Here is a 13902-nt window from a genome sequence, read left to right on the forward strand (position 1 = left end):
CGGCAGATATGGAGCGCCGGACGGCCTCAGGCGGCCGAGCGGGACGCCACGGGGCGGGTGGCATCTTCCATGGCGCGGCGCAGGGCCACCACGTCGAGATCGTTCTCGATCTCCACATCGTCGAAGCTGACGATTTGGTCGCGGGCGACCGGGCGTTTCAGCTTCACATTATGGGCAAGGCCGATGGGCAAAGCCCGCAGGCCGAGGCTGCGGCTGGCGGGAATGGCATTGGCCCACACCGCATAGCCGCCCTCGCCGTCCAGCAATTCGCCCGGCTTCAGGTCGCGCTTGGCGGTGGCCACCGCATCGCCCCGGAACTCCTTGGAGCAGCCGGTGGGCTCGTTGCGCAGCACCGCCGACAGCACGGAGATGGAGGTCTCCAGGCCGATCATGTGGAAGGGACGCCACATGGAGCCGTACCAGCCCGAGGGATCGGTGAGCAGGCCATATTGCTTGAAGCAGGCGCGGGTATATTCGCTCGTCGCCTTGAAGGTCACGAACACGCCATAGCGAATGTTGTTGAACACCTCGCGGCCGTCCGGCTCCTGGCTGGCGGCGATGTCCACGAGGCCGGAACGGGCGAGGCGGCCGCCATCGGCCACGGGGCGGAAGACGCGGGCGAGGTCATGCAGGCCCGTGGGCGGGAAGGCGAGGCCGTCATCGGGGCAATCGAGGCCGGTGCCATTGGCCACCGCCGCCATCTCAATGGCCGCCTTGGTGCCGTCGGTGAAGGAATTGTACATCTTGGGGTTGAAATCGCCCTTGGCGACCTCTTCCTCGGTCCAGCCGAAATAGCCCCACACCGTGTCCGGGGTGGAATAGCGATAGCGCGGCTCGAAATTCATGCCCTTGCCGGCGGAGGTGATCTCGAAGCCGCAGGAGCGCGCCCAGTCCACCAGTTCGCAGATGATGGCCGGCTGGTCGCCATAGGCCATGGAATAAACCACGCCGCGCTTGCGGGCCTTCTCGGCCAGAAGGGGGCCGCACAGCACGTCGGCTTCCACGTTCACCATCACCACATGCTTGCCGGCCTCGATGGCGGCGAGCGCATGACGGATGCCCGCGATGGGGTGGCCGGTGGCCTCGATGATGCACTCGACGCCCTCGAAGGCGCACAGCGCGGCGGCATCGTCGAGCACGCAGGTCAGGCCGGTCTTGTAGGCATCGGCCAGGGAGGTGGCGGCATAGCGCTCTTCCGGCCAGCCCACCCGTTCCAGGGAGGCGCGGGCGCGGCTCACATTGAGGTCGGCCACACCCACCACATGCAGGCCCTCAATGCGCTGGGCCTGGGCCAGCACCATGGAGCCGAACTTGCCGGCGCCGATGAGGCCCACGCGCACGGGCTTTCCGCCAGCGGCCCGCTGGGCCAGCAGAGTGTGAAGATTCATGAGGGTCCTCCCAAGACAATCAGCGGGCGTGAAGCGCCTGCGACGTTGCGCGGTCGGTTAGGGCGCCGGGCGCCACCGCGATGACCGCCACGCTAGGAGGGGGCTTTGTGAAGCACCATCTAGAAATCCGACAGGATCGTTTAGCTTCTCTACAAGGATGCAGCCTGGGCGGCGGTCCAGGCCTCCCGCTCGACCCGCCAGGCATCCCGCTCCCGCCGCAGCCAGTCGAAGAAGAGCTTCACCTTGGAATGGCGCAGATGGTCTGGCGGGCAGGTGGCCCATTGGGTGACGAGGGAGACCTCCGGCGGCGAGGCCACCGGGCACACCAGGCGCCCCGTGCTCCATTCCCGCCACATCATGAGATCGCTTTCGAGCGCGATGCCCAACCCACCGGCCGCCGCGTCGATGGCCATGTGGGTGCGGTCGAACAGCAGGCGGCGCGGCCGCTCGGCGGGAAGCACCCCCGCATGGCCGAACCAGCGCGTCCATTGCATCTGCGACTTCACGGAATGGATGAGCCGGTACTGGGTCAGCTCCGTGGGCTTCAGGGAGCTCGCCGCCGCCAGTTCCGGCGCGCAGACCGGATAGAATCGCTCCTCCGCCAGCCCTTCCGCGAACAGGCCCGGCCATTGGCCGGTGCCGTGGCGGATCTCGATGTCCACGTTTTCCTTCTGGAAGGCGGTGGGCTCGTTGGTGCCGTCGAGGCGCAATTCGATGTCCGGATGGGCGTCGATGAAGGAGGCGAGGCGCGGCAGGAGCCATTTGGTGGCAAGGCTCGGGGTTGCCCGCACGGTCAGCGTGGTGATGGAGCGGAAGCCCCGGATGCGCTGGGTGGCCTCCGATATCTGCTCCATCTCGCCCCGGATCATCTCGAAATAGCGCTCGCCCGCTTCGGTCAGCACCACATTGCGCCCGGCCTTGCCGATGAGCGCGGTGCCGAGGCTGATCTCCAGCGCCTGCACCTGCTGGCTGACGGCGGAGGGGGTCACGCCCAATTCCTCGGCGGCGCGGGTGACGCTGCCGGCCCGGGCGACCGCATGGAAGACACCAATGGCACGCAGGGGAAGGTGCATGATTTTTCGTTTAGCTCAGCTAAAGGGACACGCAAGCAATCTGCATTGTCCTACACGAACAAGCTACCTAGTGTCTCCCCATCAAGCAAAGTGACCGGGAAAACCGGCGCGCATGAGGAAACGGAAACAAGGAGAGCGTGCCGCGCCGTCGCGGCCACGACCCCTCCCCTTTTTCACACGACGCGCAGCGCGGGATTCCCGCGCCCGGTCCCAAAGGTATTGTGCCGGCGGCCATGCCCGTGAAGGCACTGGGGAGGACAAGATGAGCATCACCGACAAATCCGCGTCCCTGTCCGGCGTTTCGCGCCGGTCCCTGCTGCTGGGCGCCGCTGCGGCGGCCGCCGCCGTGCCGCTGGTAGCCATCCGCACCCGCCCCGCCCATGCGGCCGAGTTCAGCTTCAAGGTGGCCACCGGCCAGTCGCTGACCCAGCCCATCAATGCGCGCCTGGAACAGGCCTGCGCCCGCATCCAGGAGGCCTCCGGCGGCCGGATGGAGCTGAAATTCTTCCCCGCAAGCCAGTTGGGCTCCGACACCGACCTCATCACCCAGGTGCGCTCGGGCGGCATCGAATTCCTGAACATCGCCGGCTCGGTGATCTCCACCGTGGCGCCCGGCGCGGCCATCACCAATGTGGGCTTCGCCTTCGCCGACTATGACCATGTCTGGCGCGGCGTCGACGGCCCGGTGGGCGACTATGTGAAGGCCCAGGTGGAGAAGGCCGGCCTCGTCATCGCCGCCAAGGCGTCCGACAATTCCTTCCGGCAGATCACCTCCGCCTCCAAGCCCATCCGCACTCCGGCGGACCTGAAGGACTACCGCATCCGCGTGCCGGTCTCGCCCATCTTCACCTCGCTCTTCACCGCGCTGGGCGCCAGCCCCACCTCCATCAATTTCAACGAGCTCTACACCGCCCTCCAGACCAAGCTGGTGGACGGCCAGGAGAACGGCCTCGTCGCCATCGAGGCCGGCAAGCTGTATGAAGTGCAGAAATACGTGGCCGAGACCAACCACATCTGGGACCCCTTCTGGCTGGTGGCCAATCGCCGCGCCATGGCCAAGCTGCCGCCGGACCTCCAGGAGATCGTGCGCCGCGAGTTCGACCGCGCCTCCATGGAGCAGCGGGCCGACGTGCTGCGCCTCACCGGCTCGCTGAAGGACCAGCTCACCGCCCGCGGCCTCGTCTTCGAGGCGGCCGACAAGCCGGCCTTCCGCACGGCCCTCACCCAGGCCGGCTTCTACAAGACCTGGAAGGACAAGTTCGGCCCCGAAGCCTGGAAGGCCCTGGAAGCGGTCACCGGGGAATTGTCATGAGCGCGGTGCTCGACACCCATGCGGTCCCGGCCGCCCCCCATGCGGGGGCGGGTTGGGTGCGGGAGGCCGAGCGCTGGCTCCGGCACCTGGTTGAAATCCCCGCCGCGCTCCTCGTCGCCGCCGAGGTGGTGATCCTGTTCGCGGGCATCTGCGCCCGCACCTTCCATCGTCCCATCATCTGGTCGGACGAACTGGCCTCCATCCTCTTCCTCTGGCTCGGCATGCTCGGCGCGGTGGTGGCGGTGCAGCGGGGCGAGCATATGCGCCTCACCTTCGTGGTGGGCGGCCTGCCCCCGCGTGCCCGCGCCTGGTGCGAGACACTGGCCATCGGCGCCGTCTTCATCCTGTTCGCGCTGCTGCTGCACGCCGCCTTCGATTATCACGAAGACCAGGAATTCGTGGAAATGCCGGCCTTGGGCTGGCCGGGCAGCGTGCGGGCGCTGGCGGTGCCGGTCGCCTTCATCCTGGCGCTCGCCTCCTGCGCCCTGAAGCTCCTGCGGCACAGCTGGCAGGACGTGGCCGGCGTCATCCTGGTGCTGGGCGCCGTCGCCGTGGCCTTCCATCTGGCCGTTCCCATGCTCACCGCCATGGGCAATTGGGCGCTGGTGGTGTTCTTCATCGGCCTGCTCGGCGTGTGCGTGCTGTCCGGCGTGCCCATCGCCTTCTCCTTCGCGCTGGCCACCACCGCCTATCTGCTCACCACCACGTCGACGCCGCTGACCGTCGTCGTGGGCCGCGTGGACGAGGGCATGAGCGGTCTCATCCTGCTGGCCGTGCCGCTCTTCATCCTGCTCGGCCAGTTGGTGGATGTCACCGGCATGGCGAAGGTGATGGTGAGCTTCCTCGCCTCGCTGCTCGGCCATGTGAAGGCGGGCATGTCCTATGTGCTGCTGGGCGCCATGCTGCTGGTGTCCGGCATATCCGGCTCCAAGACGGCGGACATGGCGGCGGTGGCCCCGGTGCTATTCCCGGAAATGCGCAAGCGCGGCATGAAGGATGGCGAACTGCTCTCGCTGCTCGCCGCTTCCGGCGCCATGAGCGAGACCATCCCGCCTTCCATCGTGCTCATCGCCATCGCCTCGGTGACGGGCGTGTCCATCGCGGCCCTGTTCACCGCCGGCATCCTGCCGGCCCTGGTGCTGGCGCTGGTTCTGGCGGTCGTCGCCCGCTATCGGGCCGGCCGCGAGGAAGACCAGGCCCTGCCGCCCCGCGCCTCCCGCGCCGTGGTCCTGAAGACGCTGGCGGTGGCCTTCCCCGCCATCCTCCTGCCCTTCCTCATCCGCACCGCCGTGGTGGAAGGCTTTGCCACCGCCACCGAGGTCTCCACCATCGGCATCGCCTATTCGCTGCTCTTGGGGGTGATCGTCTATCGCGGCGGGCTCTCCTGGCGGGGGCTCATCCCCATGCTGGCGCGCACCGCCTCGCTGTCGGGGGCCATCCTGTTCATCGTCGGCGCGGCCAGCGCCATGGCCTGGGCGCTCACCCAGTCCGGCTTCTCCCATGCCTTGGCGAGCGCCATGGCGGGGGTGCCGGGCGGACAGGCGGGCTTCCTGATCATCTCGCTGATCGCCTTCATGGTGCTGGGCAGCCTGCTGGAAGGCATTCCCGCCATCGTTCTGTTCGGGCCGCTTCTGTTCCCCATCGCCCGGCAGTTCGGCATCCATGAAGTGCACTATTCGATGATCGTGATCCTGGCCATGGGCCTTGGCCTCTTCGCCCCGCCCTTCGGCCTTTGCTATTACGCCGCCTGCATCATCGGGCAGGTGGCGCCGGAAGCGGGCATGCGGCGGATCTGGATCTATCTGGGCGCCCTGTTCGTGGGCCTCCTGGTCCTCACCTTCGTGCCCTGGTTCTCCCTCGTCTTCCTGTGAGGGTCGACCGGACCTGAGGGTCCCCTCCGGGACAAACTGGCGGACGCTGGCGCAAGCCGCGTCCGCCTTTTCTTTTGGTGCAGGCGATGGCCCCAAAACGCAAAAAAGCCGGAGGGGCAAGGCCGCCTCCGGCTTTTCTCGTTCTGTACGCCCGATCCCGCAGGGGACCGGGGCCATTCAGATGCCAGGCCTCACTTGCCGGCGGGCGCGGCGGGAGCAGCGGCGGGCGCGGCGCCCGGCTGGCCGCCCTGGGCAGCGCGCTCTTCCATCTTCTTCTGGGCGAGCTTCTGGAGCTCGTCGGCCAGCTTCTGACGCTCGGCGGCGACCACCTGCGGGTCGGAGGCCGGGCCGTCATAGGCCTTGGCGAAGTCCTTGGCGGGGATCTGGAAGTTCAGCGTACGACCGCCCATCTGCAGCGCCTGGATGGTGATCATCTGGGCCTTCTTGAGCTTGGTCACGAAGTCCGCATTCACGTCCATGCTGGCGAAGCAGCCGTTCGGGAAGCAGATCTCGTACTTCAGCGCGATCGGGGGCTGCTGGTCGATGACCACGCGGGTGCCGGGCTGCACCAGCATGCCGATCGGAACCGAGACGATGAACTTCTTGTTCGGGTCGTCCTGCAGCTCGCGGATGGCGGCGGAGGCGAGCGGCTGCCCGGTCTCGGCGGTGAAGTCCTGCGAGGTCATGCAGATCTGCTTGTTGACCGTCTGCTCGGTGCCGCAGACCTTGGTCCAGGGCGTATTGATGCCGGGAACCACGACGGAGGCGGGGGCCTGCTGCTGCTGGGCCTGCTGGGGAGCGGGCGCGGCGGGCGCGGCCTGGGCGGGGGCGGCGGGCTTGGCCGGCGGCTTGGACTGGTTCTGCGCCTGAGCATGGGCGCCCGTGACGCCGAGCGCGAGCACCACGGCAGCAATGCCGCCCGCGCGGCTCAAGGTAAGGGCTTTTGTCATTCCAGAAACTTTCCCCGTGGTGCATCTCGCCGGAGCAGATACGAGGCGCAACGGCGTGGCTGCACCCTCATAACGCCGGCTGTCTCGGTGTCAAATGAGGCAAGACGGTGGCCCGGCCCCGGACCAGCGCCGCCGCAGGCGCGCCACGTGCTACATTGCGCGCAAATGCGGCCATCGCGGGACAGCGGAGCCGCAATCGTACGGGAAACACATGGGAGGGCCGAGGCAGGGCATGGGTCGGCGCACCGCCTTGGCGGGCATCCTTTTTCTGGCTTTCCTGACGCCCCCGGCCGGGGCCGGCGACGCGCCTCCGATCGCCCCGCCCCAGCTTGAGGAGGCAGGCGAGAGCCATGCCATCGCCATGCATGGCGAACCGGCCTATCCGGCGGGATTTACGCATTTTTCCTATGTAAATCCTGCCGCCCCCAAGGGCGGGCGCCTCACCTTGTCGGCCCCGGGCACCTTCGACAGCCTCAATCCCTTTGTGGTGCGCGGCTCCCCCACCCCGGTGATTCGCACCTATGTGGTGGAGACCTTGATGGCGCGGGGCTATGACGAGCCTTTCACCCTCTATCCCCTCCTCGCCGCCGCGGTAGGTACCGATGCGGCCCGCTCCTTCGTCACTTTCCGCCTCGATCCCCGGGCGCGGTTTTCCGACGGCACGCCCGTCACCACCGCCGACGTGGCCTTTTCCTTCGATCTCCTGAGAAGCAAGGGCCGCCCCAACCACCGCCTCTATTATGGCAAGGTGGCGCGGGTGGAGATGCCGGCGGCCGACCAGATCCGCTTCGTGTTCGAGGCCCCCGACCGGGAATTGCCGCTCATCATGGGCCTCATGCCCGTGCTGCCGCGCCATGCCACCGACCCCGACACATTCGGCGAGGGCGGCCTTTCGCCGCCCCTGGGGTCGGGCCCCTACCGGGTGGAGAGCGTGGCGCCGGGGGCCAGCATCACGCTGGCCCGCAACCCCGCCTATTGGGGAGCGGACCTGCCCGCCAATACGGGGCTCTATAATTTCGACCAGATCCGCATCGACTATTTCCGCGACGCCAATACGGAGTTCGAGGCCTTCCGCCGCCATCTGGTGGATGCCCGCTTCGAGAGCGATCCCACCCGCTGGGAAACGGGATACGATTTTTCCGCCGTCCGTTCCGGCGAGGTGGTCAAGGAGGTCATCCCCACCGGCCTGCCCAAGCCCCATTTCGCGCTGGTCTTCAACACCCGCAGGCCTCTCTTCGCCGATGTGCGGGTGCGCCGGGCGATCCTCGAACTGTTCGATTTTCCCTGGCTCGACCGCACGTTCTATCACGGCCTCTATGTGCGCGCGGTGGGCTATTTCGACGGCTCGGACCTCTCCGCCGTGGGGGTGCCGGCCAATGCCGCCGAGCGCCGGCTGCTCGCCCCCTTCCCCGATGCGGTGCGCCCCGACGTGCTGGACGGCACCTATGCCGGGCCTCCCGCCGACGGATCGGGCCGCGACCGGGCGCGCCTGAAAGCCGCGCTGGCGCTTCTGGAGGACGCCGGCTGGCGGCTGCGGGACGGGCGGCTGGTGGACGGGCAGGACCGGCCCTTCCGGTTCGAGATCATGGTCAATACCCGCGAGCAGGAGCGCCTGTGCATCGCCTTCGCCAGCCAGTTGGCCCGCGCCGGCATGGAGGCGCGGGTGCGGATCGTGGATGCCGTGCAGTTCGACGCCCGCCGCAATGCGTTCGATTTCGACATGGTGCCCTTCAGCTGGGGCCAGTCGCTCTCGCCCGGCAGCGAGCAGGGCTTCTATTTCGGCAGCGCCGCCGCCGACCATGCGGGCAGCCGCAATTACATGGGCATGCGCAGCCCCGCCGCCGACGCGCTGACCGCCGCCTTGGTGGCGGCGGACGACCGGGCGCAACTGGTGGCGGCCGCCCGCGCCCTCGACCGGGTGCTGATCTCCGGCACCTATGACGTGCCGCTGTTTTACGCGCCGGGCCAATGGCTCGCCCGCTGGCGCACCATCCTGCGGCCGGGCACCACCTCGCTTTATGGCACCTTGCCGGAAACCTGGTGGACGAACGCCCGCTGAGCCCCGTCAGGCCGGCTCCAGCGTGTTCTCGCGGCCGAGCTTGTCCAGCACCGTGTCGGCATCCAGCGGGCGGGAGAACAGAAAGCCCTGGGCCTTGTCGATGCCATAGTGCTTGAGACGCTGCACCTGGCGCTCGGTCTCCACCCCCTCGGCGATGACCGACACGCCGAACTCCCGCGCCAGATGCACGATGGAGCCCATGGCGCTGGCCTCGAAGGAGCGGCCCTCGGTCTCCTGGAGGAAGGACTTGTCGACCTTGATATAGTCCACCTTGATGTAATGCAGGCAGGCGAAATTGGAGAAGCCGACGCCGAAATCATCCAGCGCGAACTGGGCGCCGCGACCCCTCAGCTCATTGACCACGCCCTGCACCACGTCGGACGAATAGTCGGTGATTTCCCGTTCGGTCAGTTCGATGATGACGCAGCGCAGGGACTGAGGGGCATCGCCAAAGGCCTCGGTGGCCATGGTCACCATGCGCGGGTCGCCCAGCTGGCTCGGTGGCACATTGATGGACACGTCCAGCGCGCCCTTCACCCGCTGGAACCGGTCCAGATCCTGGGCGGCGCGCGCCATGACCCAGCGCGTGGTCTCGAAAATCAGCGGGCTCTTCTCGATCCAGGGGATGAAGGAGGCCGGTTGGAGCTGGCCATGGGCGGGGTGGTTCCAGCGCAGCAGCGCCTCCACCCCGATCCATTCGCCCGTGGCGATGTCCACGGTGGGCAGATAGACAAGGGAAAAGTCACCCCGCTTCAGGGCCGCCTGGACCTGGCCTTCCACCGACAGACGGTTGCGCAAATGGGCGAGCGGGCCGAACCAGCCCACCGCCCCGAAGGCGGCGAACAGCGCGGCGAAGAGCGCCACCTGACCCGCCCAGGTGCGGGCGATGGCCCATTCCGACACCGCCACCTCCAGCGCCAGCGGCCCCTCGGAGGAGGGCACCGACAGCACCGAACCGGGAAAGAGCGAGGCATGGACGGGGGGCGGGCCGCCCCCCTCCCGGTGGATCACGCGGATGGTTCCCGAGCCCTGCAGGCTCACGATAAGAGGGGTGACAAGGCAGGCGGTGTCGAGGGTGGCATGCGCCCACAGATCACCCGGCCCCTGGGTGGCGATCCGCACCACGCCGGACCGGCCGGCTTCCGCATGGCACGCGCTCAGGGCGGCGTCGGTCTGCACCGGCTTGGAGCTCCAGGCGCACAAGGTCCGGCTGCCGCGCCCGATCTCCACCTGCTCCACCGCCACGGAGCGCAGCATGGCGTCCAGCTGCGGGCCGAGGTCCGCGCCGGCGCAGGTGGCTTCCGATTGCTCCGCGACCACCCGCAGCGCCTGCCGCGAAAAGGCCAGGTTGCGGTCCAGCCAGCGAATGACGCCTTCCGCCTGGCGCTGCACCTCGCCCAGGGCGGTCTCGCGGGCCTCGACATAATGAAGGGCGGCGAAACCCAGATAGAACACCGCGATCAGGATCACATATCCCTGCGCAAGCCGCGTGTCCGAGCGCTTCGCCTGATCTTTCATGGATGTCCCCGCCCCCATACGCCTGCTCAGGGGGCGTGATGGCGCCGCACCCTACCCTGGTCACGTCGAATTGATTTAAGACCGGCTCGCGCCGAGCGCAATCGAACTGTCACAACGTTTCACGCCTGAATGCAAGCAGGAGCTTCAGGGCACGCAAGGTACGACGCTGGGTAAAATTCCGGCGATCCGCCCGTGCCCTACGCCACCTTTTTCTTGTCCACCAGGGCCGCCAGCTTGCGCAGAATGGTGAGCGTGCCCTTGAGGCGCGCCTCGGCGCTCGGCCATTCGCGCAGGAAAACCACCTTGAAGTCGGGCCGCACCTTGGCCTGCGGACCCTCCGCATGGATCATGGCGACGAGGCCCGACGGATCGGCGAACTGGTTCTCGCGGAAGGTCAGCACCACGCCCTTGGGGCCGGCATCCACCTTCTCCACATTGGCGCGGCGGGCAAAGGCCTTGATCTGGGCGAGGCGCAACAGGTGTCCCACCTCCTCGGGCGCGGGACCGAAGCGGTCCACCAGCTCGGCGCCGAAGGCGTCCAGCTCGCTTTCCTGGTCGATGTCCGCGAGGCGGCGATAGAGGGCGAGGCGCACATGCAGGTCCGCCACATAATCCTCGGGAATGAGGACAGGCGTGCCGATGGTGATGTTGGGCGACCACTTGTCGTCGGCAATGTCGGTGATGCCGGCTTTCAGGTGCGCGATCGCCTCCTCCAGCATCTCCTGGTAAAGCTCGTAGCCCACTTCCTTGATATGGCCGGACTGCTCGTCGCCGAGCAGGTTGCCGGCGCCGCGAATGTCCAAATCGTGGCTGGCCAATTGGAAGCCGGCGCCCAGCGTCTCCAGGGATTGCAGCACCTTGAGGCGGCGCTCCGCCTGGGCGGTGATGGGCTTGGCGGCGGGAATGGTGAAGATGGCATAGGCGCGCGCCTTGGCGCGCCCCACCCGGCCCCGCAATTGGTACATCTGGGCGAGGCCGAACATGTCGGCCCGATGGACGATCAGCGTATTGGCATTGGGCACGTCGAGCCCGCTTTCCACGATGGTGGTGGAGAGCAGCACGTCATACTGGCCGTCATAGAAGGCCGACATGATGTCTTCCAGCGCGGTGGCGGACAATTGGCCATGGGCCACCGCCACCTTCACCTCGGGAACCTGCTTCTCAAGGAACTCGCGCACCTCGGCGAGGTCCTCGATGCGCGGCACCACATAGAAGCTCTGGCCGCCGCGATAGCGCTCGCGCAGGAGGGCCTCGCGCACGATCAAAGGATCGAACGGCGTCACGAAGGAGCGCACGGCGAGGCGGTCCACCGGCGGGGTGGCGATGATGGAGAGTTCCCGCACCCCGGTCATGGCCAGTTGCAGGGTGCGCGGGATGGGCGTGGCGGTGAGGGTCAGGACGTGCACCTCGGCCCGCAGCGCCTTCAGACGCTCCTTGTGGGCGACGCCGAAATGCTGCTCCTCGTCCACGATGACGAGGCCGAGATCGCGGAAATGGATGCCCTTGCCCAAGAGCGCATGGGTGCCCACCACGATGTCGATGGTGCCGTCGGAAATGCCGGCCTTGACCGCCGACATCTCCTTGGTGGTGACCATGCGCGAGGCCTGGGCCACGTTCACCGGCAGGCCCTTGAAGCGCTCGGAGAAGGTGCGGAAATGCTGGCGGGCCAGCAAGGTGGTGGGCACCACCACCGCCACCTGCTTGCCGGAAAGGGCCACCGCGAAGGCGGCGCGCAGCGCCACTTCCGTCTTGCCGAAGCCCACGTCGCCGCACACCAGCCGATCCATGGGCCGGCCGGAGGCGAGGTCGTCCAGCACCGATTCGATGGCGGCTTCCTGGTCGTCCGTCTCCTCATAGGGGAAGCGGGCGCGGAATTCGTCGTAGAGGCCCGTGGTGGGCACGAGGCGCGGCGCCTCGGAGAGCTGGCGGGCGGCGGCGATCTTGATGAGCTCACCCGCCATTTCGCGGATGCGCTTCTTCATGCGCGCCTTGCGCGTCTGCCAGCCGGTGCCGCCCAGCTTGTCCAGCTGCGCCTCGGTCTCCTCCGAACCGTAGCGGCTCAGGAGTTCCAGATTCTCCACCGGCAGGAACAGCTTGTCGCCGCCGGAATAATGGATCTCCAGGCAGTCATGGGGCGCGCCCATGGCCTCGATGGCTTTCAGCCCCACGAACCGGCCGATGCCGTGGTCGACATGCACCACGAGGTCGCCGGCGGTGAGCGCGGTCAGCTCCGAGAGCACATCCTGCGGCCGGCGCGCCTTGCGCTTGGGGCGCACCAGGCGATCGCCGAGGATGTCCTGCTCGCCGATAATGGCGAAGTCGTCGGTCTCGAAGCCCGTCTCCAGCCCATAGACCGCCAGCGCCGCCTTGTTCTTCGGCAAGGCCGCCAGGAGATCGAAGCGGGAAATGGGGGTGGTGTCCTTCAGGCCGTGGTCGGCCAGCACGGTCGCGAGGCGGTCGCGCGAGCCTTCCGACCAGGCGGCCAGCACCACCTTCTTGGCCTTCTGCAGCTCGCGCACATAGGCGATGGCGGCATCGAACACATTGGCGTCGGGATCGGCCCGCTCGGCGGCAAAGGAGCGCCCCTGCACGCCGCCAAGATCGATGGTGCGCCCGGCGGGGGGCAGCGCGAAGGGCGAGACGCGCACCAACGGCGCCGCTTTCAGACGGCCCGTCCATTCCGAGCCGGTGAGATAGAGCCGGTCCGGCGGCAGGGGCTTGTAGAGCCCGCCGGAGCCTGGCTGGTTGCCACCCATGGCGAGTTGGTCGCGGCGGGCGGCGTAATAATCGGTGATCTGGGCGATGCGCTCGCCGGCCGCTTCCTCGGTCAGCGGGTCCACCACCAAGGGCGTGTCGTCGAGATAATCGAAGAGGGTGTCGAGGCCCTCATGGAACAGCGGCAGCCAATGCTCCATGCCCGCATGGCGCCGGCCTTCGCTCACCGCCTCATAGAGGGTGTCGCCCTTGGTGTTGGCGCCGAACTCGGCGAGATAGGCCATGCGGAAGCGCCGCATGGTGTCGGTGGTGAGCTGGAATTCGGCCATGGGCACGAACTCCAGCGCCCGCAACTGGCCGGAGGTGCGCTGGGTTTCCGGGTCGAAGGAGCGGATGCTTTCCAGCGTGTCGCCGAAGAAATCGAGGCGAATGGGCTGGGGTACGCCGGGCGGGAACAGGTCGATGAGGCCGCCGCGCACCGCATATTCGCCGGTGTCGCGCACGGTGGGTGTGCGCAGATAGCCGTTGCGCTCGGCCCATTCCACCACGCCTTCCAGCGCGATGGCATTGCCCGGCGCGGCGGAGAGCGACTGGCGCGAGACGAGATCGCGGGAGGGCACGCGCTGCACCGTGGCATTCACCGTGGTGAGCAGCACCGCGGGCGGCCCACCCTTGACGCGGGCAAGGCGCGCCAGCGTGGTCATGCGCCGGGCGACGATGGCACCATTGGGCGAGGCCCGGTCATAGGGCAGGCAATCCCAGGACGGGAAGGAGAGGATTTCCAGCTCCGGCGCGAAGAAGGCCAGGCCCCGCTCCAGCGCCGCCATGCGCTGCCCGTCACGGCACACCACGGTGAGCGCAGGCCAGGGCGCATCCTTGAGCGCCGCCATCTGCCGGGCGAGATCCGCCACCACCAGCCCCTCCATGCCATCGGGCACGCGGGAAAGGGTCAAGGTGGTGCCTTGGGCGATGTCGGCGGCAAGGAGACGGGGACGCTTCACGGAGGGGTCCTGTTC

8 protein-coding genes are annotated in these 13902 nt (G+C 67.9%); 3 read left to right on the top strand and 5 right to left on the bottom strand.

Annotation, left to right across the window (positions count from 1 at the left end; genetic code table 11):
• Positions 1-26 precede the first annotated feature (26 nt).
• Both ACT54L_RS15870 and ACT54L_RS15875 read right to left on the bottom strand, forming a co-directional pair.
• Positions 27-1388 carry an NAD(P)H-dependent oxidoreductase gene (locus ACT54L_RS15870; RefSeq protein ID WP_476086600.1) on the bottom strand — a complete coding sequence of 454 codons (1362 nt, stop codon included), beginning with the start codon at positions 1386-1388 and terminating at the stop codon, positions 27-29.
• Between the two features lie 149 nt (positions 1389-1537).
• Positions 1538-2461 (bottom strand): LysR substrate-binding domain-containing protein, encoded by a 924-nt coding sequence (locus ACT54L_RS15875; protein ID WP_476086601.1) that lies wholly within the window; start codon positions 2459-2461, stop codon positions 1538-1540.
• A 262-nt stretch (positions 2462-2723) separates the two neighbouring features.
• Here ACT54L_RS15875 and ACT54L_RS15880 point away from each other — a divergent pair, with 262 nt between their 5' ends.
• Both ACT54L_RS15880 and ACT54L_RS15885 read left to right on the top strand, forming a co-directional pair.
• Positions 2724-3773, top strand: a complete 1050-nt coding sequence (locus ACT54L_RS15880; RefSeq protein WP_476086602.1) for a TRAP transporter substrate-binding protein — start codon at positions 2724-2726, stop codon at positions 3771-3773.
• On the top strand, positions 3770-5644 hold the full coding sequence (locus ACT54L_RS15885) for a TRAP transporter large permease (protein ID WP_476086603.1): 1875 nt from the start codon (positions 3770-3772) through the stop codon (positions 5642-5644). The genes ACT54L_RS15880 and ACT54L_RS15885 overlap by 4 nt, the downstream gene beginning before the upstream one ends.
• Positions 5645-5835: 191 nt before the next feature.
• On the opposite strand, the gene ACT54L_RS15890 is transcribed toward ACT54L_RS15885, so the two are convergent.
• Entirely contained in the window at positions 5836-6594 is a 759-nt protein-coding gene (locus tag ACT54L_RS15890; RefSeq protein ID WP_476086604.1) for an invasion associated locus B family protein, read from the bottom strand.
• Positions 6595-6826: 232 nt separating this feature from the next.
• Between ACT54L_RS15890 and ACT54L_RS15895 the strand changes: the two genes are divergently transcribed.
• Complete coding sequence (locus ACT54L_RS15895; RefSeq protein WP_476086605.1) at positions 6827-8653, top strand: extracellular solute-binding protein; 1827 nt, start codon at positions 6827-6829, stop codon at positions 8651-8653.
• A gap of 6 nt (positions 8654-8659) precedes the next feature.
• Here ACT54L_RS15895 and ACT54L_RS15900 read toward each other — a convergent pair whose 3' ends face one another.
• Both ACT54L_RS15900 and mfd read right to left on the bottom strand, forming a co-directional pair.
• Positions 8660-10171, bottom strand: a complete 1512-nt coding sequence (locus ACT54L_RS15900) for an EAL domain-containing protein (RefSeq protein WP_476086606.1) — start codon at positions 10169-10171, stop codon at positions 8660-8662.
• Positions 10172-10368: 197 nt separating this feature from the next.
• The gene (mfd, locus tag ACT54L_RS15905) at positions 10369-13887 is read right to left on the bottom strand and encodes a transcription-repair coupling factor (protein ID WP_476086607.1); all 3519 of its coding nucleotides are present in this window, start codon (positions 13885-13887) and stop codon (positions 10369-10371) included.
• Positions 13888-13902 lie beyond the last annotated feature (15 nt).

It is taken from the genome of Aquabacter sp. DMC10 (genome assembly GCF_056314145.1).

Excerpts from the sequence above, each read along its gene's own strand:
- ACT54L_RS15870 (WP_476086600.1), bottom strand. The coding sequence starts at position 1,388 with ATGAATCTTCACACTCTGCTGGCCCAGCGGGCCGCTGGCGGAAAGCCC.
- ACT54L_RS15895 (WP_476086605.1), top strand. The coding sequence starts at position 6,827 with ATGGGTCGGCGCACCGCCTTGGCGGGCATCCTTTTTCTGGCTTTCCTG.
- ACT54L_RS15890 (WP_476086604.1), bottom strand. The coding sequence starts at position 6,594 with ATGACAAAAGCCCTTACCTTGAGCCGCGCGGGCGGCATTGCTGCCGTG.
- ACT54L_RS15875 (WP_476086601.1), bottom strand. The coding sequence starts at position 2,461 with ATGCACCTTCCCCTGCGTGCCATTGGTGTCTTCCATGCGGTCGCCCGG.
- ACT54L_RS15885 (WP_476086603.1), top strand. The coding sequence starts at position 3,770 with ATGAGCGCGGTGCTCGACACCCATGCGGTCCCGGCCGCCCCCCATGCG.
- ACT54L_RS15880 (WP_476086602.1), top strand. The coding sequence starts at position 2,724 with ATGAGCATCACCGACAAATCCGCGTCCCTGTCCGGCGTTTCGCGCCGG.
- ACT54L_RS15900 (WP_476086606.1), bottom strand. The coding sequence starts at position 10,171 with ATGAAAGATCAGGCGAAGCGCTCGGACACGCGGCTTGCGCAGGGATAT.